Source organism: Bradyrhizobium nitroreducens (assembly GCF_002776695.1).
GTDB lineage: Bacteria > Pseudomonadota > Alphaproteobacteria > Rhizobiales > Xanthobacteraceae > Bradyrhizobium > Bradyrhizobium nitroreducens.
Genome location: NZ_LFJC01000003.1, coordinates 428,183 through 450,453, shown reverse-complemented (window position 1 = coordinate 450,453; position 22,271 = coordinate 428,183). Strand labels below are relative to the sequence as shown.

The following is a 22,271-nucleotide window of genomic DNA, read 5'->3' as shown; positions in this document are numbered from 1 at the left end:
GCGCCGCTGAACCGGGACCCAGTCTTGTTTTCCGATCCGCATGGGCCCCGGCTCTGCAGCGCACCGCTGAAGGAGCGCTGCGCAGCGTCCGGGGCACGAGACCGGCTCCCTCCTCAACCGCTCATTTACCATCCCACGTTATGGTGAATCATGTGCTGAGTTCCCTTGGGGATCCCGGCCGGTTCAGTAGCGTCGGGTGGAGTGAGCGTTGCGTACAGTCCTGTCCCATGCGCGCCGGCGGCGTCGCGCGATGCTTGTAGCCGCCGCGCTTGCAGCACCGCTGCTTGCGGCTCCCGCCCCGGTTTCGGCCGAAGGCCTGTTCGACTTCTTCTTCGGCGGCATGCAACAGCAGCGGCCGCAGCGCGAGGTGCCGCAGCAGGCGAACTCCTACGCCGATCCCTTCACCGGCCAGCAGAATGCCGCAACCCAGCCATATGTGCCGCCAACCCGCTCGGCTGCCGCCGGCGGCTCCGGACCTGCCTTCTGCGTGCGCAGCTGCGACGGCAAATATTTCCCGCTGATGCGCGGCCTCGCCTCGCCGGCGCAGATGTGTCAGGCGTTCTGTCCCGCCAGCGCGACCAAGGTCTATTTCGGCTCCTCGATCGACGGTGCGGCGTCGCAGACCGGCGAGCGCTATGCCGACAGCGAGAACGCCTTCGCCTATCGCAAGGCGCTGCGTTCGGACTGCACCTGCAACGGCCGCGAGCCGGTCGGCCTTGCCCCGGTCGATCTCGCGCTGGACTCCTCGCTGAAAGCCGGCGATGTCATTGCCACCACCGACGGCCTCGTCGCCTATACCGGCATTCGCGTCGGCAACGACCAGGCTGCCGACTTCACCCCGGTCGCCTCCTATCCCGGCCTCACCGCCCAGGTCCGCGCCCGCCTCGGCGAGATGAAGGTGGCCCCGGTGCGCGCCGAGACGGTGTCGGCGGATGCGCCCGCCGCGGAGATCGTGCGTGAGACGCTGCCCAATGTGACGGTGCCGAAGACGACGGCGCAGAAATCGGCGAAGCGGGCTGGGTTGGAGTAGTAGCAAGGATTGTCATTCCGGGACGATGCGACAGCATCGAACTATGGTGCGCAATTGCGCACCTGAGAATCTCGAGATTCCGGGTTCATCGCTGCGCGATGCCCCGGAATGACGGCGAGCGCGCCGTCACCTCCCGATGATCACCCCGATCACGTTCGGCGCCGCCAGATATTTCTCCTCGATCGCCGCGCGCGCGGCCGCGCGGTTTTCCGCCGTCAGCAATCCGCGCTTCTCCGCCAAAATCATCCAGCAGAACCCCCACCAGTCCGTCAGCATGCCCTGATCGCCGACGAGGTCGTAGCCCTGCTCCGCCGCGAAGATACGCGCCTGCGCTTCGTCCAGCGTGTCCAGGAAAAGATGATCCTCGGTCGAGAACAGTTCGTCGCTGACGTCGTCGATGGTGTAGCCCCAGATCGACTGGCACACCGCGTTGAACTCGCGGTCGAACTGGTCGTCGTCGATCCGCTGGCGCCGCGCCGCCTGATGCAGCCGCGACAGCGAGCGCGCGAAATCGGCGATCCGGGTGAGGGCAAATTGATCGAAGGCGATGGTGGACATCTAGTCCTCGCAAAGTCTGACAGACGCTAGATATTGTGTCGGCAACGCGCCGAATCACAATGATATATCAAAGACTTGCTAAAGTGTTCTTAATTTGTTCTGGACACGCCGAAATTTCAGGAGCAGCGCGAGGCCGCAATGGCGTGGACGCGGCGGTCGCCGAGCAGATGCGCCACAAAGCCCCGGGCCGGAAAGATCTTCGCGAAGGCGGCATCGCGGATGCTGAGGCCGCCGGCATAGGCGCCGAACGCCGGCATCACCGCGCGCATCCCGTCGGAGGCGAAGCAGCGGCGCTCCAGGAAGCGGCCGCGCGCCGAGACCCGCGCCTTGGGATGGAGATGGCCGGCGACCTCGCCGCGCGCGCCGGTCGGCTCGTGACGGAAGGTGATCGGACCGATCGCAACCTCGTCCGCGACTGTGCCGCCGAGATCGCGCGGCAGCATCGGATCGTGGTTGCCGGAGATCCAGATCCAGTCGCGACCGGTCTGGAGCGCGGCGACGGCATCGCGATCGTCCGGCGACAACCGCTCATGTGCGAAGCGATCGTGAAAGCTGTCGCCGAGTGCGATGACCGTGCGCGGATCATGGCGGGAGATGACTGCAGCCAGGCGGCTCAGCGTCGCCAGCGTGTCGTAAGGCGGCAGCAGCACGCCGCGGGTGGCGAAGCTGGAGCCTTTTTCCAGATGCAGGTCGGAGACGACGAGCAGGCGCTGCTCTTCCCAGAACAGTGCGCCGGAGAGATCGGCGGCGAAGGTCACATCGCTGATGGCAACTGTGGACACGCGCATGTCGTCGACATCCCCCGAAACCTGCGCGCCTGTCGTCACGTCAAGAACCTGCTGCTATCCCATCGCCTCTTTGACGAGCTCGTCGGCGGCTTCCGCCAAGAGCTCGTCTGCAGCTTCGCCATAGACTGACTCGCGGCCGATTTCCAGCATTACGGGCACGGCCAGGGGGGAGACGCGGTCGAGTTCCCGGTGCGTGATGCGGCCGTGGATGCGCGTCAGCATGTCGCTGAGGCGGCGCAGATCGAGCAAGCCGGTAGCGGCATCGGCGCGCGCGGCGCGCAGGAGGACGTGATCGGCCTGGTGCTTGCGCAGCACGTCATAGACGAGATCGGTCGAAAACAGCACCTGGCGTCGGCTCTTCTCTTCGCCGGTGTGCCGGCGGGCGATCAGGCCGGAGATGATGGCGCAGTTTCGGAACGTGCGCTTCATCAGCGCGGACTCGGCGAGCCAGGCCTCAAGATCGTCGCCGAGCATGTCGGGGTCGAACAGCGCGTTGAGATCGATGCGGCCGTCGCGGATCATGGAGGAGAGATCGCCGAGCCCCCAGATCGCCACCGCATATTCATTGGCGACAAAGCCGAGCGGGCGCGCGCGGGCGCGCTCCAGCCGGCGCGTCAGCAGCATGCCGAGGGTCTGATGCGCGAGACGTCCCTCGAAGGGATAGCAGACCAGATAATGCTTGTTGGCGCGCGGAAAGCTCTCGACCAGAAGCTCGCGCACCGCGGGCACGCGGCTGACGTCCTTCTGCAGCGACAACCAGTCGCGCACCTGCTCCGGCAGGCCACGCCAGGCGCGCGCATCATCGAGCAGCCGGCGCACGCGTTCGGCGAGATAGGTCGAGAGCGGGAATTTGCCCCCCATATAGGACGGCACTTTCGGGTCCTTGTCATGCGCGCGCGAGACACAGACCTGGTCCTCGACCAGCGTCTCGTAGCGCACCACCTCGCCTGAGAACACGAAGGTATCGCCGGGCGAGAGGCCCTCGATGAAGGCTTCCTCGATCTCGCCGAGCAGCCGGCCGCCGCGTGCGATCACGCCGGTGGAGCCCGTACCGCCGCCGCGCGAGCGCACCAGGCGAACCTTGAGCATGTCGTCCTCGACGATGGTGCCGACATTCATCCGGTAGCTCTGCCGCACCTTGGGATTGGCGACGCGCCAGCGTCCTTCCTTGTCCTGCTTGATGCGCGCGAAGCGCTCATAGGTCTTCAGCGCGTAGCCGCCGGAGGCGACGAAATCGACGACATCGTCGAAATCCTGCCGCGACAAATCGGCGTAAGGCGCAGCAGTGCGCACCTCGGCATAGAGTTCATCAGAGAGGAACGGCTCGCCGCAGGCGCAGCCCAGCACATGCTGCGCCAGAACGTCGAGCGCGCCGGTGCGCAGCGGCGGCGTGTCCTGTGCATTCTCGGCAATGGCGTCGATCGCGACGCGGCACTCCAGCACCTCGAAACGATTGGCCGGCACCAGCACCGCGCGCGAGGCCTCGTCGAGGCGATGGTTGGCGCGGCCGATGCGCTGCATCAGGCGCGAGGAGCCCTTGGGCGCACCGATGTTGACGACGAGATCGACGTCGCCCCAATCGACGCCGAGATCGAGCGAGGACGTGCAGACCACGCCGCGCAGCCGGCCCGCCGACATCGCGTCCTCGACCTTGCGGCGCTGGGCAACGTCGAGCGAGCCGTGATGCAGCGCAATCGCAAGGCCGTCGTCGTTCATGGCCCAGAGATTCTGGAACATCATCTCGGCCTGGCTGCGGGTGTTGACGAAGACCAGCGTGGTCTTGTTCGCCTTGATCAGCTCGTAGATCTCGGGGAGCGCGTGGCGCGCGCTGTGACCGGCCCAGGGCAGGCGTTCGCGCGTGTCGAGCATCTCGACTTCAGGCGGCGCGGCACCACCGGCGACGACGATGTCGGCTGCTCGCTCCCGGCCATCGGGCTGCGGCACCAGGAAACGCGCGAGCTGCTCCGGCTCGGCCACGGTCGCCGACAGGCCGATCGCGCGCATCTGCGGCGCCAGCCGCCACAGCCGCGCGAGGCCGAGCGAGAGCAGGTCGCCGCGCTTGGACGTCACCAGCGCATGCAATTCGTCGAGCACGATGCGCTTGAGGGAGGAGAACAGGAACGGCGCATCGTCGGAGGACAGCAGCAGCGCGAGCTGCTCGGGCGTCGTCAGCAGCACATCAGGCGGATAGCGCCGCTGCCGCTGGCGCCGCGATACCGGCGTATCGCCGGTGCGGGTCTCGACCTTGATCGGCAGGCCCATCTCCGCGATCGGCCGCTCGAGGTTGCGCGCGATGTCGACGGCCAGCGCCTTGAGCGGCGAGATGTAGAGCGTGTGCAGGCCGCCGGTCCGTTGCAGGCCGCGGCCGGTGGAGACGAGGCTTTGCTTCGCGCCTGCGTCCCGCTCGACCGCCTGGGTCGAAAGCTCAACCAGCGTCGGCAGAAATCCCGCCAGCGTCTTGCCCGCGCCGGTCGGCGCAATCAACAGGGCCGAGCGGTCCTCACGCGCCTTCTCCAGCAGCGCCAATTGATGCGCACGCGGCGACCAGCCGCGGCTCGCGAACCACGCCTTGAAGCGGTCGGGCAGCAGCGCAGGCGTCTCGGCCTGACTTTTGAGGATACGGCGCGTCACGCCATGACAGGTAAGCCGCGAGAGTGGCTTCGTCGAGGGGTGTGCCCTCCCCGCTGCACGGGGAGGGTGGTCGCTCATGGCATACGGCGCGACCTGAGCACGCGCCTCGTCCTTCGAGACGGCGCTTCGCGCCTCCTCAGGATGAGGCTAAGCAGCATCAGTGCTCGTTGGAACTAGCGCAACGCACACAATCCTCATCCTGAGGGCCCGCCAAAGGCGGGCGTCTCGAAGGATGGCCACAGGCGAGATCGCTCCGCGACGGGCCGCGGTCTCACGCCCCGGCCGGCACCTGATCGAGAAATCCGGTCACGCTTCTGATCCGGCCGTCCTTCAGCACGGCGAAATCAGTGCCCTTGATCGGACTGTCGGCGCCGTCGGGACCGAGGCCCCAGGAAAAGCGGATGTGGTCGCCATAACCGTTGGGCTCGCCGATCAGAGCGAATTTGAAATCGGGAAAGCGCTGCTGCACACCCGCGATCAGCGCCTCGATGCCGTCGCGGCCATCGCCCTTCATCAGGGGATCGACATAGCTCGCATCATTCGTCCAGTTCTCGCCGAGCAGCTCGCGGCGGCGGCCGGCCGAGCGCTCGTTCCAGAGCTCGATGTAGCGGCGGGCGACGGTGGTGGGGTCGGTCATGATGCTCTCCTTCGATGGCGCCGTATTCGGCTGCCGTCACTATCGAAGGTTCGGGAGCGCCAATCGATTACCTCGCAGGTCATGCGCATGATCCGGAAAAGTGTGGAGCGGTTTTCCGATCAGATCATGCGCAAAGAGAACAAAGTCGCGCAAAAAAGAGAGCGCGATGACGTCGTCATCGCGCTCTCTTCGTATGCCTGTAGTTTGCGAAGATTACTTCGCGGCAACCACCATGATCTCGACGGTGTATTGCGGCGCAGCCAGCTTGGCTTCGACGGTGGCGCGCGCCGGGGTGTTGCCGGGCGAGACCCAGGCGTCCCACACCGCGTTCATCTCGCCGAAGGTCTTCATGTCGGTGATGTAGATCGTGGCGGAGAGCAGCTTCGACTTGTCGGTGCCGGCCTTGGCGAGATGGCCGTCGATGGTGGCCAGGATGTCCTGGGTCTGCTTCGTCACGCTTTCGCCGGCCGCCTTGTTGGCGACGACGCCGGCGAGATAGACGGTGTTGCCGTGCACGACGACCTGGCTCATGCGCGGACCGGCTTCGAAACGCTGAATGCTCATTTACGGATCTCCTCACTGGAATGGCGGCCCTGTCTAGCCCAGCACCTCGCGCTCTGCCACCCCTGGCACGCATTGCGTTGCAGGGCACGCATGTGTTGCCCCGCACGCATGCGTTGCCTGCGGCGCATGCGCCGGAGCGGCGCTTGGCGCTTCAAGGAAACTGACTGAAAAAAGCCCAGATCGTCTCGGCGCCGTCGATGTCGCCGTTCTGCGGCCCGAGCAGGCTGGCAGCGACCTTTGGGAAGCGGGCATCCGGCGCAAATCCGGGCATGCGATGGCCGCCATGGTTGACGCGATAGAGCACGACGTCGTGGCCTCCAGGGCAGCGCGATGAGATCCGCGTCACCGTGGACTGGTCCGCAGCGTTGCTGTCGGGCAGATCGGACCGTGCCGCATCGTCGGTCTCGCAGCCGTTGAGCTTGCGCCAGAAGGCCAGCGTCTCCTCGGTCGACCAGAATCCGTCTGCGGCAAAATAGCTCGATCCGCGTCCGCCGGCGTAGGGCACCAGCGGATCGGCCGTGCCGTTCATGAGCAGCATCGGCAGCGGCCGCGACGGATGGCAGGTGACGGCGGACTCGTCGGTGAGGTTCATGATCACGCTCGCGCCGGCCGCGAACAGGTCGGCGCGGGCGCAGAGAAGCGTCATCGCCATGGCGCCACCATTGGAGACTCCGGTGACATAAACCCGCTTCGGGTCGGCGGTGCCGTTCGTCACCAGCTTCTCGACGAGCTTTGCGATGAAGGCGACGTCGTCGGTGCCCTCGGGCGGGCCGCGGAGCGCCGGCCCCGCCTTGGTTCGCGCATCGGCCCATGCATGGTTGAGGCCGTCGGGAAACACCACGGCAAGACCTTCACGCTTGGCGACCTGCGGCCACGCCGTCCGCGCCACCATGTCGGCGCCGCGCTGGGTCTTGCCGTGCAGCGCGACCACGAGCGGCGCCGGCGTCTTCGCCGGAAGCTGCGCCGTGTAGGAGCGCTTCACACCGTTGACGTCGATCGTCTCGGCGGATGCTCCTGATGCGGCGGCCAATGCCGCGACCAGCGCGCCGATGCGCAGCATCCACCGCCGCATCAGCTACCCCACCGCTTTCGCCGCAGCACGGCCGGCATTGCGGCCCGAGAACAGGCAGCCGCCGAGGAAGGTGCCTTCCAGCGAGCGATAGCCGTGCACACCGCCGCCGCCGAAGCCGGCGGCTTCGCCGACCGCGTAGAGGCCGGGAATGACGCTGCCCTCGGCGCCGAACACGCGCGAGTCGAGATCGGTCTCGAAACCGCCCAGCGTCTTGCGGGTGAGGATGTTGAGCTTGACCGCGATCAGCGGTCCCTGCGCGGGATCCAGGATCCTGTGCGGGGACGCGGTGCGGATCAGCTTGTCGCCGATGTAGCGCCGCGCATTGTGGATGTTCATCACCTGCGCATCCTTGACGTAAGGGTTGGCGATCTCGCGGTCGCGCGCCTCGATCTGCAGCTTGATGTGCTCGAGCTTGAGGAGGTCGCTGCCGGCAAGCTTGTTCATCTCCGCGACAAGATCCTCGAGCTTGTCGCGTACGATGAAGTCGACACCATGGCTTTTGAACGCCTCCACCGGCGCCGGTGCACCCTTGTTGGTGGCGCGCTTGATCGTCATGCGCCAGCTCTTGCCGGTCAAATCGGGGTTCTGCTCCGAGCCCGACAGCGCAAACTCCTTCTTGATGATGCTCTGGGTCAGGATGAACCAGGAATATTCATAGCCTGATGACATGATGTATTTGAGCTGGCCGAGCGTATCGGAGCCAGGGAACAGCGGCGCCGGCAGCCGCGTGCCTGTGGCGTCGAACCACATCGAGGACGGGCCCGGCAGGATGCGGATGCCGTGGCGCGGCCAAATGGGATTCCAGTTCTGGATGCCCTCGACATAATGCCACATGCGGTCGCGATTGATCAGGCGCGCGCCTGTCTTCTCCGTGATACCGATCATGCGGCCGTCGACATGCTCGGGCACGCCGGAGATCATGAACTTTGGCGGCGTGCCGAGCCGCTCCGGCCAGTTCTGGCGTACCAGCTCGTGATTGCCGCCGATGCCGCCGGACGCCACGATCACGGCCTGCGCCTTCAGCGCAAATTCGCCGACCACGTTGCGGGAGGAGCTCTTGCCACGCTCGACATCATCGGGCGCGAGCACGGCGCCGCCGACGCCATCCACCGTGCCATTGGTGATGGAGAGCGCATCGACGCGGTGGCGGAACCTGAAGATCAGCCGGCCGCTCTTGACCGCCTCGCGCGCGCGGCGCTCGAACGGCTCGACGATCCCAGGCCCGGTGCCCCAGGTGACGTGAAAGCGCGGTACCGAATTGCCGTGCCCCATCGCATCGTAACCGCCGCGCTCGGCCCAACCGACCACGGGGAAGATGCGATGGCCCATCGCGCGCAGCCAGGCGCGCTTCTCGCCGGCCGCGAACGCGACATAGGCTTCGGCCCATTGGCGCGGCCAGAAATCCTCGTCGCGGTCGAAGCCGGCGGTGCCGAGCCAGTCCTGCATGGCGAGATCGTAGGAGTCCTTGATGCCGAGCCGGCGCTGTTCCGGCGAATTGACCAGGAACAATCCGCCGAACGACCAGAACGCCTGGCCGCCAATCGACTGCTCGCCTTCCTGGTCGACCACGATCACGCGCTTGCCCGCGTCCGCGATCTCGGTCGCAGCGACGAGGCCCGACAGCCCGGCGCCGACGACGATGACGTCCGTCTCCTCAGCCATGTATTTCCCCCTGCACTATTATTCCCACCTCGATGGGTTCCCCTGTATTCGCCCGGATTGAAGCCAGCGGTTGTAACTGAGATCAAGGCCGTGGCACGCAAGACATCCTTAACTTGTTCCACTTTGGGATAGAGACCCAGCGAGTGCAGCGCGGACGCAACACTGGATTTGAATTTGTTTTGATCGAGCCGGCCTGCCTAGACAAAACCTCGGTTACGACGGACGCTAGCCGTGCATCACCACCGGACACGCAGATTCGACTGGGGCGGGGGACAATGAGGTTTCTGACGGGGTTGCTTGCGGCGGTTCTGTTGATCGCTGGCATGGGGGCTTCTCACGCGGTGGTTCGGATCGCGGATGACCGCGGTGGCCGGATTGGAACCTACGTCGACAAGTACCAGGACCTGCGTCAATCCGGCGAAACCGTCATCATCGACGGCCTGTGCGCCTCCGCCTGTACCATCGTCCTCGGCGCCATCCCGCATGACCGCATCTGCGTGACCTCGAGCGCGACGCTCGGCTTCCACGCTGCGTGGGATTTCGGCAGCAATGGCCGCGCCGTCACCAATCCCGAGGCGACCCAGATGCTCTATGCGATGTACCCCTCGCAGGTGAAGCGCTGGATCAGCCAGCGCGGCGGTCTCACCCCGCACATGCTGTTCCTGAAGGGCAAGCAGCTCCAGGCCATGTACAAGCCCTGCTACCTGGACGCGCAGGCCTCGACCATCAAGCCGTCGCGCCGGCCGCTCCCCCAGGCCGATCAGCTCGAATCCGCCCGCGGCCAGCTGCTGCGCTGACGTTCCCCGGACTGACGTTCTCGACCTGACCGGATCGTTCCGGCCCGCCGGCAGCGCTTGCCCGCGGGCGGGCCAGAGCCTATCTGAAGGCTTGGAACCGGGGCCTTCGCCCCCCGATCGTTGTCATGGCTCAACCTCTGCACCCCTCGCATCCGTTACAGGACAATTCGTCCACTGCCGGCCGGACGCCGTCCGTGCTGCTGTGGGCGGGCGTGGCGACCTTTGGATTGCTCGTGCTCGGCGCGCTGGCGCTGTGGTTCCACTACGGCACGCAGATGTTCTTCGAAATGATCCGGGCCGGTTTCGCCGCCTGCTTCTGATCCGCGACAGGAAGTTTTCCGCTCATGAGCTCCGCCACCCGTCCGCTGGTGATCGCAACCGCCTTCGCCGCAAGCCTCGTTGTCGGGCTCCTGATCATGTTCTGGGCCATGGGCGGGGTCAGCAAGGTGGCCCAGCCGGCCGCGATCGGCGGCCCGTTCCAGCTTACCGACCAGAACGGCAAGACCGTCACCGACAAGAGCCTGAAGGGCAAGCCGACCCTGATCTTCTTCGGCTACACCCATTGCCCCGACGTCTGCCCGACCTCGCTGTTCGAGATCTCGGAAGTGCTGCGCGCGCTGGGCAAGGATGCCGACAAGGTCAATGCCGTCTTCATCTCGGTCGATCCCGAGCGCGACACGCCGGCGACCATGAAGGACTATCTGTCGAGCTTCGATCCGCACCTCGAAGGCCTGTCCGGCGATCCCGCCGAGACCGCCAAGGTCATCACCTCCTACCGGGTCTACGCCAAGAAGGTCCCGACCAAGGACGGCGACTACACCATGGACCACACCGCTCTGATCTACCTGATGGACCGCGACGGCCGTTTCGTCTCGCCGTTCAACCTGAAGCGGACGCCGGAAGAGGCGGCGGCGGATTTGAAGAAGTATCTCTGAGGCCTGCGTTCGGGCCGAACCGTTTCCACACCGTCATGGCCGGGCTTGTCCCGGCCATCCACGTTCCTGGGCGGGTCAGGAAAGGACGTGGATGCCCGGGACAAGCCCGGGCATGACGGCGGAGGGACCTTTGCCCAGCCCATAATCGGCGCTCGCGTTCCCGGCGGGATGGTCTATAACGCCCTCCGTTCCCAATGATATCAGTTCATTTCCGGCCGATGGCTCCATCGCAACAGGCGAAATCGTTCAAATCTGCCCGTGGCTTGCTGACGGCGCTGGCCGCCGGCCTCTGCCTGCTGGGATGCGCCCCGGCCGTCAACGCGCAGGCGCCCGCCAAGCAGCCTCCAGCGGCGCCCCAGGCCACGCCGCAGGTCGCGCCCCAATCCGCCCCTCAAACTGCGGCCCCCCAGGCCGTGCCCGGCTTCTGGGACCCAAGGCGGCGCCCCGAACGGCCGGACCTGTCGCGCCTGACCGTGATCCGCTTCCTGACCGAGACCGACTACCCGCCGTTCAACTACACCGGCGCCGACGGCAACCCGGCCGGCTTCAACGTCGATCTCGCCCGCAGCCTGTGCGAGGAGATCAAGGTCACCTGCACGGTGCAGATGCGCCGCTTCGAGACGCTGGTGGACGCGCTCACCTCCAACCGGGGCGATGCCATCATCGCCTCGATGGCGGTGAGCCCGCAGCTGCGCGCCCGGGTCGACTTCAGCGATCCCTATTACCGCGTGCCGGCGCGCTTCGCCTCGCGCAAGGACGCGGTGATGCCGGAGATCCGACCGGAATTTCTCGAGGGCAAGAAGGTCGGCGTCATCGCCGGCTCCGCGCACGAGGCCTATCTGAAGGCCATGTTCACCGACGCCGAGCTGCACCCCTATCCCAACGACGATGCGATGCGCACAGCCTTACGCAAGGGCGAGGTCGACTTCATCTTCGGCGACGCCATCTCGCTGGCGTTCTGGATCAACGGCACCGATTCCGGCGATTGCTGCGCCTTCTCCGGCGGCCCCTTCGTCGAGAGCCGCTTCTTCGGCGAAGGCATCGGCATCGCCGTCCGCAAAGGCAACGACGTGCTGCGCCAGGCCCTGAACTGGGCGCTGTTCCGGGTCTGGGAAAAAGGCCGCTACACCGATCTGTGGCTGCGGTATTTCTCGGTGAGCCCGTTCTAACCAATCAATCGTCATTCCGGGGCGCGCGAAGCGCGAATCCGGAATCTCGAGATTCCGGGTTCGATGCTGCGCATCGCCCCGGAATGACGACCAAGACTATTTTTGCATTCCGCGCAAAAATCGCTATTTTCCGCGGCCCGGAGGCCCTTCTTGATGTCCGTTATCGATCCCAGCATGAGCCCGAGCGACTTACGTGCGCTCGCCGAACAATCCAACGCCTGGCCGTTCGAGCAGGCGAAGGCCGTTGTCGCGCGGCTGAAGAAGAGCCCGAAGGACGAGGTGCTGTTCGAGACCGGCTACGGGCCGTCGGGCCTGCCGCATATCGGCACGTTCGGCGAGGTCGCCCGCACCTCGATGGTGCGCCATGCCTTCCGCGTGCTGACCGAGGACAAGATCAAGACGCGCCTGCTCGCCTTCTCCGACGACATGGACGGCTTCCGCAAGGTGCCCGACAACGTCCCCAACAAGGAGATGCTGGCGCCGCATATCGGCAAGCCGCTGACGCAGGTGCCAGATCCGTTCTCCAACGAATACCCCTCGTTCGGCCACCACAACAATGCGCGGCTGCGCGCCTTCCTCGATCATTTCGGCTTCGACTACGAGTTCGCGAGCTCGACCGACTATTACACGTCCGGCCGCTTCGACGCGACGCTGCTCAGGATGCTCGAAGCCTACGACAAGGTGATGGAGATCATCCTGCCGACGCTCGGCCCCGATCGCCGCGCCACCTATTCGCCGTTCCTGCCGATCAGCAAGACCACGGGCATCGTGCTGCAGGTGCCGATGATCCGCCGCGACGTCGCGGCCGGTACGGTGACCTATCTCGACCCCGACACCAACCAGGAAGTCGAGACGCCGGTCACCGGGGGCAACGTCAAGTGCCAGTGGAAGGCCGACTGGGCGATGCGCTGGGTCGCGCTCGGCGTCGATTACGAGATGGCCGGCAAGGACCTGATCGATTCCGTGAAGCTGTCCGGCGCGATCGCCAGGGCGCTCGGAGGCACGCCGCCCGAAGGCTTCAACTACGAGCTCTTCCTCGACGAGAAGGGCCAGAAGATCTCGAAGTCGAAGGGCAACGGCCTCACCATCGACGAATGGCTGCGCTACGCCTCGCCGGAATCGCTGTCGCTGTTCATGTACCGCGAGCCGAAGGCGGCGAAGCGGCTGTTTTTCGACGTCATCCCGCGCCAGGTCGATGACTATCAGCAATTCATCGATGGCTTTCCCAAGCAGGACGGCAAGCAGCAGCTCGGCAATCCGGTCTGGCACATCCACAACGGCAAGCCACCGAAGGGCGACATGCCCGTCACTTTCCAGCTCTTGCTGACATTGGTGTCCTCGTCGAACGCGGAGAATGCCGAGACGCTGTGGGGCTTCATCGGACGCTACCGTCCCGGCGTGAGCCCGCAGACGCATCCGAAGCTGGATGCCATGGTCGGCTACGCCATCAACTATTACCGTGACTTCGTCGCGCCGACGAAGCAGTTCCGCGTGCCTACCGACACCGAGCGCGCGGCGCTACAGGATCTGCGCGATGCGCTGTCGCAGCTTGCGCCGGACGCAACGCCAGAGGACATCCAGAACGTCGTCTACGAGATCGGTCGCCGCGAGCCGTTCCTCGACCAGGTCAAGAAGGGCAAGGACGGCCGTCCGGGCGTGACGCTGGACTGGTTCAACATGCTCTATCAGGTGCTGCTCGGCCAGGAGAAGGGTCCGCGCTTCGGCTCCTTCGTCGCGGTGTACGGCGTGCAGAATGCCGTGAACATGATCGACGGCGCGCTGGCGCGGAGTGCTTGAGGCACGCGTTGCTCTTCGCCCCACATTCCGCTGTCGTCCCGGCCTAGTGCGCAATTGCGCACGGGCGCCGGGACGACACGTTGATTGGAGCACCAGCTCAGATCGACTTCAGCACGTAACGCCTGTTGTCCTTCTGCACCGGGCGCGCGTTCATCGGATAGAGCTTTGCGAACGCCGCGACGTCCGTGGCCGAGACCTGGATCGGGGTGGTCAGCAGCAGCCATTCGACCACCTCCGAACAGGGCGGCGTCGTCAGCGAGCCGGGATAGCGGAAATAGCTGAGCTTCGAGGGCAGCATGGCGTGCGGATCGATGCCGGCATCGGCCTTCACGGCCGGGCCTTCCGCCGCCGGCATGGTCTTGACGATCTTGCCGAAAGCCGGGTTCGCCCGGCCCTCGGCCATCAGCACGCCGACCACGGCGAGCCCGCCGGCCTCGTTGCGGTGGACGAAATGCGCCTCCATCGGAAAGTTCTTGCCGCCGATCATGTGCTCGCTCGGCCGGTGGAAGTGCACCTGCAGCAGCTTGTACTTGACATCGCCGAGCATCAAGGTGCTGCCCTCGGCGAAGTTGAGCTGGATCGTGTGCCCGTTGTTGACGATGGTGTCGGCGCTCTTGCCCCAGTTCAGCTTCAGCACCGGCAGTTGCGACTTGATCGTCGCCTCGATGTCGATCGGCGATTGCTGCAGGCCGACCGCGCAGGCCTTGTTGGCCGCATCGAGCTCGCCCCATTTGGCCGGGCCGCCGGCGCCTTCGTAACTCCAATGCGCGCCTTCGGCGGCGAAGGCCGGCTTGCAGAGCGGACAAAGTGCGAGACCCGCGAGGGCCTTCAATGCGTGACGGCGATTCATCGTATTCCCCTAAGATAAAGCTGGAGCGGTAGTATCGGCCGCAACCTATGCGAGAGGGCCGGTGAGTCGCAATGGCGATCGGGACGAAGCGCGGCCCCCAGGAATGCGAGTCAGGAGGCGGTTAAGGTCACGGTCACTGGCTCGTCCACACGATGCGCGCAATCCACGCCACCTCGCCAGCCGCCATCGTGCGCACGGCCTGCGACGCATCGAGCGATTGCAGCTCCAGTGCCTTGGCGGTGCGGCGCCGCAGCGTTGCGATCGTCACCTCGCCCGCCTTGCTCCTCACCAGCACGCGATCGCCTTTGCGGATCGGCGCACCCGGCGACACCAGGACGATGTCGCCGTCGCGATAGACAGGTGCGAACGCATCGCCGGAAATCTCCAGCGCAAAAGTGCGGCTGTCCCCGGTGGCGGGAAGCGCTGTTTCGGTCCAGCCCTTGCCGGAAGGCAGACCGGACTCGTCGAAGGCCCCGCTCGCGCCGGCCAGCCCGAAGCCGAGCAGCGGGACCGAGCGGGCCTCGCCCGCGTCGTCGTCGATCAGCTTCGCAAAGCTCTCGATCGAGGCGTCGGCGGCGGCCAGCGCCTTCGCGATCGATTCGGTCGAGGGCCAGCGTTCGCGGCCGTCGGAGGTGACGCGCTTGGACCTGTTGAAGGTGGTGGGATCGAGCCCGGCGCGCTTGGCAAGGCCGGACGGCGACAGACCGGCGCGCGCCGCCAGCCGATCCAGCGCGACCCAGATCTGGTCGTGAGTGAGTATCCTCTGCGCTTTGGCCTGTCTGACCATGGAAGGCCCAGCCCGTCGCAACTCAGGAAAACTGTCCTCAAATCAACCGGTTTTCCGTTTTTCGCGCAAGAGGTCGCGGCTAACTCTTGAGTTCGTCAGGGGCGGCCTTTACGGTCGCGCCGGGGTCTCTCGGGACCCGCACGAGACGAAAAAACCCAAGAGACTCAAAGAGCAAACAGGGCTGCGCAAGCGGTGGTCAAGATCTACAAAATCTGTCCGGCCTCGGCCTGGCGTGAGGCGGAACGGCAGGGTGTCTACCGCGGCAGCGCGGACGACGCGCGCGACGGTTTCATCCATTTCTCGACCGCCGCCCAGGTTCCCGAGACCCTGCGCAAGCACTATTTCGGACAGCGCGCGCTGTTCCTGGTCGAGGTCGACGGCGACGCGTTCGGCAGCGAGCTGCGCTGGGAGCGCTCGCGCAATGAGGAGCTTTTTCCGCATCTCTATGGCGAGCTCGATTTCGGCGCCGTCATCGCGGTGATGAACCTCAATATCCGCTCCGACGGCGGCCACGACGTTCCGGAGCTTGCCCCGTGATCCGCGCTTTCGACGCTTTTTCGCTGCCGGTGCTGCGCTGGCTCGATCCGGAAGATGCGCATCGCCTGGCGATCCAGGGCCTGCGCTTCCTGCCGCCGATCAAGCCGCGCACCGATGATCCCAAGCTCGCGATGCGCGCCTTCGGACTCAACTTTCCCAACCCGATCGGCATGGCCGCCGGCTTCGACAAGAGCGCGGAGGTGCCGGACGCGCTGCTGCGGCTCGGCTTCGGCTTCGTCGAGATCGGCTCGGTGACGCCGAAGCCGCAGGCCGGCAATCCGCGGCCGCGGCTGTTTCGCCTGGAGCGCGACGAAGCCATCATCAACCGCATGGGCTTCAACAATGACGGCGCGGACGTGGCACTGCGCCGGCTTGCGGCGCGCGCGCAGCACGGCGGCATCGTCGGCGTCAATGTCGGCGCCAACAAGGATTCGCTGGATCGCGTCGCCGACTACGTCAAGCTGATCGAGACCTTCGCGCCGGTCGCGAGCTATTTCACCGTCAACGTCTCCTCGCCGAACACGCCGGGCCTGCGCAACTTGCAGGAAGGCGCGCTGCTCGACGATCTTCTCGCGCGCGTGATCGACGCGCGCGAGCGCGTGCGCCAGAAGGCCGGCGACACGCCGGTGCTGCTCAAGATCGCGCCGGATCTGAGCCTCGCCCAGCTCGATGATGTCGTGCAGGTCGCGCGCTCGCGCAGGGTCGACGGCATGATCGTGTCGAACACGACGATTTCGCGGCCGAGCACGCTGCGGGAGGAGATGCGCGCCAAGGAGCAAGGCGGCCTGTCCGGCCGGCCGCTATTCCGCCTGTCGACGCGGATGGTCGCGGAGACCTATGTGCGCGTCGAGGGCGCATTCCCGCTGATCGGCGTCGGCGGCGTGGACTCCGGCGGCGCCGCGCTGACCAAGATCCGCGCGGGCGCGAGCCTGATCCAGCTCTATTCGTCGCTGGTCTACAAGGGCCTCGGCCTCGTCGACGAGATCAAGCGCGACCTCACCTCGACGCTGCTTCGCACCGGGCGCGACTCGCTGTCCGAGATCGTCGGCGCCGATGCGGCGACGCTCACCGCCGAAGACTGGCCGGGGACGTAGCTCTTCGCTTCTCCCACTTGCGGGAGAGAGTGCGGTCAACGCACAGCACAATCTTATGTTGCAGAGCAATACGGACGCCGCGGGCAGCGATGCCCCTGACGATCATGTTGCAGGGCACAGCGAGACAGTGCTTGAAGCTGCTGCGACTTTATGTCTCTCTAGCGCATTATTTGATTTTGTTTCAGGGGGCGAGCGTGGGCGACGTCGTCGATCAATATCGCGTCAGGGTTCGCGGCAAGACCAATCTGTGGGGCGGTCAGGCAATTCCCGAGCTGTTTGCGCCCGTCGGATACCTGACAGTGCGCAACGAGGAATTCGGTGAGACCGTGACGCTGACATCCGAGCGGCCGAAGAATGACGGCAGCAAGGAAATCAAGGACATCGGCAAGATCGGTCGCGGCGAAACCTACACGGTGAAGCTCAACGAGCTGACCGCCGTCTCCGCCGTTCAGGATGACGGACGGCCAACTTTCGTGACCTGCACGCTGTTGATCCAGAGCACGGCGTAGGCCGCGCACCGCAGCGTTCTTTCGATATTGATCTCATACTTTGTCAATCGACCGCTTGCCGGGGGGCGTTATGGCACTGAGTGCGCGCGTTGTTACGCTGAAATCTGCTGCAAGACTGTCTGCCGATCTGGCCTTCGGCGACACCGGAATGATCGACGATATCGAGCACGTTGTCGGATTGGGGACACGCGTTGCCGCCTACTCCCCGCGAGCTTCGCTTTACAGTCGCCTCGGCGAGCCGGAGGTCGGACCGGACAGCAAGCCGACCGGGCGGCTCGTATTCGACTCACGCCGCCTCCGCGCCGAATTGTTGCCGAAGGCCGCGTTCGTGCTCGAAAACGAAGTGGCGGCGGCCGAGCTCGACCAGGCGATCCTGGCTCGGCAAAACGAATGGCTCACGCTCTATCGCTACGCCGACGACCTATTCACGGAGATCGACAAAGCCTCTCAAAGCAAGCTTGCCAGCCTCACCTTGCTGCGGGGCCTCGTCGACGACCATCACAATCAGATAGAGAAAGCCTATTCGGACGAGGAGGCGCTGAACGATCCGCTGAAGCTGATCGACAATCCCAAGCATGATCCCGCCATCCGCCCGACCACCATTAACACCGTCAAGCTGTCGGGGGTCGGAACGGTGGAAAAGGGCTCCGACATGCAACACGAAGGTCTGGGCTTCAACGGTGGCGTTCCATGGACGCACGAGCTGCAGCACCAGGTCTATGTGGCCGGGAAGAAGACCGCGGCAGGCAGCTGGGAGCCTTACACCGATCCCGAACCTGCGCTCGTTGCCCAGCAGATCACTTCGATCGTGCAGAGCGACGGCATCACGCACCCCCGCCTGGAAAACCACATGCGCCACGAGCGCATGGTTGTGGATCTGTCGGACGAATTGCTGGCGGCAAGCGTTTATTCCAAGCGCATTCCGTATCTGAAGCAGATCTGGAAGAACGAGCTCGACGGCATCGATCTGGAGATCCGCAAACTGCAACTGGCTTATATCGGAACGTTCCTGTTCAGCTCGTTCGACGGAAGCGTGACCGCAACCTTCAAGCAGCGTGGGGACCGCGCGAAGCTCGGTGAGCCGGTCGCGCGCGTCGAGAACGATTCGACATTGCTGCTGTCCGGGCAGGTGGTGTGCGCCGCCGCGCCTGTGATTGGTCAGCCTATCAAGGTCGTCACCAAGCAGGTCTACGGCGACAACGCATCCCCGTCGCTGACATTGAACGGCAGTGTCGTTCAGGTCCGGGGTGTCGACGGTCTTGCCGGCAGATGGAACGTCATTTTCGAGGTCGCCAACTCAGGTGCCGTGAAGATACCGGCGGGCTACGACTTCGATCCGGACCCAAGGTATACAACGGTCAGCATCGGCTGATCCGCCATGGCGCCTCCCGTCAAGCCGGCAGCTCCAGCGATCACGGCACGAACGGCGGACAGTCTCACCGCCGATTGGCCGGCAGTCGCGGATGTCGGCTACATCGTGCGCGCGCGCGATGCGGCCGGCCTTGTGCGTGAAATCTCCATCGCGGTGGCGCCGGCAAAGATCGATGGCCTGGCGGCGAACGAGCAATACAGCGTTACGCTCGAGGCGAGGAATGTCGACGGGGGCTCTGGCGAGTCCACCGCGACGGTGGACTGGACCGCGCCCCCCGAACCGCAGGCTGTTCCCGCGGTCTATGCGTCTCTCCGGGACGGGATCGTCAGCGTCGGCTGGGATCTCACGGCGGAACTCGCCACGCTACGTCACCCGGACACGGTCGCGATCGAGGTTGGCCGGTCCGATGCAGCCAACTTTCTCGTTCGGCTCGTCGGTCGCGGGAAAATCCGCGATCTTCTCCTCGATTGGCAGGCGCCTGTCGGCCTCCTGCAGTATCGGCTGAGATTGCGGGCCGAACGACCACCTCCGGACGCAGCTTCTGTTTCCAGCTGGGGCCCCGCGGTGGCTGTCGTCAAACCGATGCCGGCCGGCTCCTCGCAACATGCACCGTTGCAACTCGACGGGATGAACCGACCGACGCTCGGCGGGCTCTCGTCGCGCGCGTTGGCGCTAGCTGAGGAGGAGGAGGGAGGCGACGAGGGAGGAGATGGCGACGACGAAGGCAATGAAGGTGACGATAACAGCAACTCCAATGGTAACTCAAACGGCGGCGGCAATAATTCGGCCGGGCCGAGCCCAGGTGGCGATCCGCAGACGTCCCCATCGGACAATGATGGTGACGAGAACCGCGGCAGGGACGGGGCGTCCGGTCGCCCGAGCGACAGCGATCCGGTAGACGGCAGAGCGGTCCGCAATGCGGTTGAGATCAACGATACCGGCAGTGGCCCGATCGCGCGCGTCGAATTGATGGGAGGCTACGAGGTCCGGAAGACCAGTGAAGGCGTCTGGGAGCGCCATGTCGAGAACGATGGGCGGGGGAAGTATCACGCCATTGGCGGCTGGGAGTTTCGTGGCTCCGACAGCAGCGAATCCGATCGATCTGGCGGAGGCCCGGAGAGAGAGCCGGGCTCCACGTCGTTCGCCAGGGTGCAGGATATCATGCCGAAATCCGAATCCGTTGATCATGCTTCCGATGGCGGCGCAGCCGCATTGCCGGACGAGGCGGCGGCGCGGGACTCCGGCAGCGATACCGGCCGGTCGCGGATCGAAACGTGGGAGACGGGTGATCGGTTCTCCCGATCGGACAGGAATTCCGGAATGACGTTACGCAGCGATCGCGGTGACGCGAGACGGGCAGGTCCGGACGACGTGGCTCCGGAGCGGCCGAGAGCCCCCGCCAAGGCCGGATCCGCCAAATCAAAATCATCCCGCGGCCGAAGCGTGGCTCCAAGCCTGACCGATCGGTTCATGAACCTTCTGCGGGGTGTCTGGGGGACACGTTCTGCCGTGCAGGGCCCGGCCGCAAGATCGTCGCGAGGTGGCCGCCTCGGCAAGCTTGCAACCGGCTCGGCCGAGACCAACGCGGCGATCCGGGAGGCGGCAAACAGATACGGCTTTGACGTGAGCTTCATGCAGGCTGTCGCGTCCATCGAGTCAAGTATGGATCCGAAGGTCGTCAACCGACTCGGTTACTCCGGGCTCTATCAATTTGGTAAGCCTGCATGGAAGGACTTCGGGCAGGGCGGCGACAGACGGGACGCGCGGGATAGCGCGATGGCCGCGGCGCGCATGTTCGACAAGAACAGGCAGAGGTTGGAGAAGAAATTCGGGCGTGCGCCGACCCCAACAGAGCTTTACATCGCGCATCAGCAAGGTGCCGGCTTTTATACCCAGGGCGCCAACAGCAAATTCATGCAGGGAAATCCATATCCCGGGATGCGCGGAGAGCAGACGGCCCAATCTTTCGAGGCGGGCTGGGGGGCGGAGATAGAGCGGCGCATGCGGTATTTTGAGTCTCTCAGCCGCGGCGCGCCGGACCAGTCGCTGGCGCCCGACAACCGGGGAGCGTCGCAAGAGACGATGCAATCGCTCTATCCTGAGGGCTCCGGTCAACCGGTCAGGCTTCCCTGAAGGGGAGCCAAGGTCCGCGCTTAGCGAGGAGAAGAAAACGTCGCCCTGAATTGCGCCGGATACCTTGCGGCCTGCAAGCCGCCGCGCGAGACGTAGGAGGCCATCAGCGCCCACCACAGCCCGGCATTTCCGAATGATTGCAGCGCCCACCAGGTGGCGAGGAAGATCGCGAGCGAGGCCAGCATCAGGTTGCGCATCTCGCGCGCCCAGGTCGCGCCGATATAGATGCCGTCGAAGCCGAAGGCGAACACGCCGGGAATGGGCGCGATCACGACGAAAGGCAGGAATTCGCGCGCGGCTCGGCGGACGTCGTCACTCGTCGTCATGACATCGATCAGCGCCGGCCCGAACAGCGCGAACAGCACGGCGACGACGATCGCGAAGCCGAGCCCCCAAAGCAGCACCAGCCGGGTCGACGCGGCAAAGCCTTTTGGATCGCGGGCGCCGAGCGTGCGGCCGCAGAGCTGCTGGGCTGCATTGGCGAGGCCGTCGAGGAAGAAAGCGCTGATCAGCAGGAAATTGTTGAGGACGGAGTTGGCGGCGAGCGTGACGTCGCCGGCCTGCGCGCCCTTGGCGGTGAAGAACAGGAACACGACGATCAGCGCCGCGGTGCGGATCATGATGTCGGAATTCACCGCCAGCAGTCGCAACAGCTTGTCGCGGTCGAGCAGGTTCGCGTACGGCACGGCGAAGCCGGAATCGGCATAGTGCCGGCAGACGATCACGCCGAGGGCAAGTCCGACCGCCTCCGACAGCAGCGCGGCGATCGCGGCACCGGCGATGCCGGTATCGTAGACCAGCACCAGCAGAATCGTCGCTGCCATGTTGACGAGATTGATGACGACCTGAAGCAGCAGGGCAGCATTGGCACGGGCGAGGCCAATCAGCCAGCCGAGGATGACGTAATTGGCCAGCGCGAAGGGCGACGACCAGATCCGGATCCTGAAATAGGTCTTTGCTGCCCGCGTCACGCCCTCGCTGCCGCCCATGAGGTCGAACAGGAGTGCAGCCAGCGGCAGTTGCAGGATGATCAGAACGGCGCCGATCAGGCCGGCAACGATGAAGCCGCGCGCCAGGATCGCGGCCGGCTCGCGCGTCTCGCCGGCGCCGAGCGCCTGCGCGGTGAAGGCGAGCGTGCTCATGCGCAGAAAGCCGAACAGCCAGAACAGGCAGTCGAAGATGACGGAGGCCATCGCGACGCCGCCGAGCAGCGCCGCATCGTCGAGCCGGCCGATTGCGGTGGTCGAGACCACGCCGATCAGGGGCGTCGTGAGGTTCGCAACCATCGCGGGACCCGCGATGGCGAACACCTGACGGGAGCCGATCTTGAGCGGGACAGGCGCGTGCAT

At 65.4% G+C, this 22,271-nt stretch carries 21 protein-coding genes; 11 read left to right on the top strand and 10 right to left on the bottom strand.

Going from position 1 to position 22,271, the window contains the following annotated elements; translation table 11 throughout:
* Positions 1-250: 250 nt before the first annotated feature.
* Entirely contained in the window at positions 251-1,030 is a 780-nt protein-coding gene (locus tag TSA1_RS02275; protein WP_174718708.1) for a DUF2865 domain-containing protein, read from the top strand.
* Positions 1,031-1,156: 126 nt separating this feature from the next.
* Here the strand turns inward: TSA1_RS02275 and TSA1_RS02270 are convergent, their stop codons facing one another.
* The 7 genes from TSA1_RS02270 to TSA1_RS02240 form a co-directional block, all read right to left on the bottom strand.
* On the bottom strand, positions 1,157-1,588 hold the full coding sequence (locus TSA1_RS02270) for a hypothetical protein (protein ID WP_100174916.1): 432 nt from the start codon (positions 1,586-1,588) through the stop codon (positions 1,157-1,159).
* Between the two features lie 116 nt (positions 1,589-1,704).
* Positions 1,705-2,376 (bottom strand): ligase-associated DNA damage response endonuclease PdeM, encoded by a 672-nt coding sequence (gene pdeM, locus TSA1_RS02265; RefSeq protein WP_174718707.1) that lies wholly within the window; start codon positions 2,374-2,376, stop codon positions 1,705-1,707.
* Positions 2,377-2,430: 54 nt separating this feature from the next.
* Entirely contained in the window at positions 2,431-5,007 is a 2,577-nt protein-coding gene (locus TSA1_RS02260; protein ID WP_100174914.1) for a ligase-associated DNA damage response DEXH box helicase, read from the bottom strand.
* 271 nt (positions 5,008-5,278) lie between these two features.
* Positions 5,279-5,644: a nuclear transport factor 2 family protein gene (locus TSA1_RS02255; RefSeq protein ID WP_100174913.1), complete on the bottom strand. Its 366-nt coding sequence runs from the start codon at positions 5,642-5,644 to the stop codon at positions 5,279-5,281.
* A gap of 213 nt (positions 5,645-5,857) precedes the next feature.
* Positions 5,858-6,208 carry a RidA family protein gene (locus tag TSA1_RS02250; RefSeq protein ID WP_100174912.1) on the bottom strand — a complete coding sequence of 117 codons (351 nt, stop codon included), beginning with the start codon at positions 6,206-6,208 and terminating at the stop codon, positions 5,858-5,860.
* A 151-nt stretch (positions 6,209-6,359) separates the two neighbouring features.
* Positions 6,360-7,280, bottom strand: a complete 921-nt coding sequence (locus tag TSA1_RS02245; RefSeq protein ID WP_100174911.1) for an extracellular catalytic domain type 1 short-chain-length polyhydroxyalkanoate depolymerase — start codon at positions 7,278-7,280, stop codon at positions 6,360-6,362.
* 3 nt (positions 7,281-7,283) lie between these two features.
* A complete protein-coding gene (locus TSA1_RS02240; protein WP_100174910.1) occupies positions 7,284-8,942 on the bottom strand; it encodes an FAD-binding dehydrogenase in 1,659 nt (552 codons plus the stop codon).
* Positions 8,943-9,217: 275 nt separating this feature from the next.
* On the opposite strand from TSA1_RS02240, the gene TSA1_RS02235 reads away from it, so the two are divergent.
* From TSA1_RS02235 to TSA1_RS02215, 5 genes are all read left to right on the top strand, one after another.
* The gene (locus tag TSA1_RS02235) at positions 9,218-9,739 is read left to right on the top strand and encodes a hypothetical protein (RefSeq protein ID WP_174718706.1); all 522 of its coding nucleotides are present in this window, start codon (positions 9,218-9,220) and stop codon (positions 9,737-9,739) included.
* 125 nt (positions 9,740-9,864) lie between these two features.
* On the top strand, positions 9,865-10,059 hold the full coding sequence (locus tag TSA1_RS02230) for a hypothetical protein (RefSeq protein ID WP_100174909.1): 195 nt from the start codon (positions 9,865-9,867) through the stop codon (positions 10,057-10,059).
* 24 nt (positions 10,060-10,083) lie between these two features.
* Positions 10,084-10,674 carry an SCO family protein gene (locus tag TSA1_RS02225; protein WP_100174908.1) on the top strand — a complete coding sequence of 197 codons (591 nt, stop codon included), beginning with the start codon at positions 10,084-10,086 and terminating at the stop codon, positions 10,672-10,674.
* A gap of 218 nt (positions 10,675-10,892) precedes the next feature.
* Complete coding sequence (locus TSA1_RS02220) at positions 10,893-11,843, top strand: ABC transporter substrate-binding protein (protein WP_100174907.1); 951 nt, start codon at positions 10,893-10,895, stop codon at positions 11,841-11,843.
* Between the two features lie 153 nt (positions 11,844-11,996).
* Entirely contained in the window at positions 11,997-13,640 is a 1,644-nt protein-coding gene (locus tag TSA1_RS02215; protein WP_100174906.1) for a lysine--tRNA ligase, read from the top strand.
* A gap of 97 nt (positions 13,641-13,737) precedes the next feature.
* Here TSA1_RS02215 and TSA1_RS02210 read toward each other — a convergent pair whose 3' ends face one another.
* Positions 13,738-14,490 (bottom strand): carbonic anhydrase, encoded by a 753-nt coding sequence (locus TSA1_RS02210; protein WP_100174905.1) that lies wholly within the window; start codon positions 14,488-14,490, stop codon positions 13,738-13,740.
* A gap of 133 nt (positions 14,491-14,623) precedes the next feature.
* The gene (locus TSA1_RS02205) at positions 14,624-15,277 is read right to left on the bottom strand and encodes a S24 family peptidase (RefSeq protein ID WP_100174904.1); all 654 of its coding nucleotides are present in this window, start codon (positions 15,275-15,277) and stop codon (positions 14,624-14,626) included.
* 192 nt (positions 15,278-15,469) lie between these two features.
* Between TSA1_RS02205 and TSA1_RS02200 the strand changes: the two genes are divergently transcribed.
* The 5 genes from TSA1_RS02200 (at position 15,470) to TSA1_RS02180 (ending at position 20,922) form a co-directional block, all read left to right on the top strand.
* Positions 15,470-15,814 (top strand): DUF952 domain-containing protein, encoded by a 345-nt coding sequence (locus tag TSA1_RS02200; protein WP_100174903.1) that lies wholly within the window; start codon positions 15,470-15,472, stop codon positions 15,812-15,814.
* On the top strand, positions 15,811-16,908 hold the full coding sequence (locus TSA1_RS02195; protein ID WP_100174902.1) for a quinone-dependent dihydroorotate dehydrogenase: 1,098 nt from the start codon (positions 15,811-15,813) through the stop codon (positions 16,906-16,908). The genes TSA1_RS02200 and TSA1_RS02195 overlap by 4 nt, the downstream gene beginning before the upstream one ends.
* A 194-nt stretch (positions 16,909-17,102) precedes the next feature.
* Positions 17,103-17,417: a hypothetical protein gene (locus tag TSA1_RS02190; RefSeq protein ID WP_100174901.1), complete on the top strand. Its 315-nt coding sequence runs from the start codon at positions 17,103-17,105 to the stop codon at positions 17,415-17,417.
* Between the two features lie 70 nt (positions 17,418-17,487).
* Positions 17,488-18,789 (top strand): efflux RND transporter periplasmic adaptor subunit, encoded by a 1,302-nt coding sequence (locus TSA1_RS02185; RefSeq protein ID WP_100174900.1) that lies wholly within the window; start codon positions 17,488-17,490, stop codon positions 18,787-18,789.
* A 6-nt stretch (positions 18,790-18,795) separates the two neighbouring features.
* On the top strand, positions 18,796-20,922 hold the full coding sequence (locus TSA1_RS02180; protein WP_100174899.1) for a transglycosylase SLT domain-containing protein: 2,127 nt from the start codon (positions 18,796-18,798) through the stop codon (positions 20,920-20,922).
* A 20-nt stretch (positions 20,923-20,942) separates the two neighbouring features.
* On the opposite strand, the gene TSA1_RS02175 is transcribed toward TSA1_RS02180, so the two are convergent.
* Positions 20,943-22,271, bottom strand: a complete 1,329-nt coding sequence (locus tag TSA1_RS02175) for an MATE family efflux transporter (RefSeq protein ID WP_100174898.1) — start codon at positions 22,269-22,271, stop codon at positions 20,943-20,945.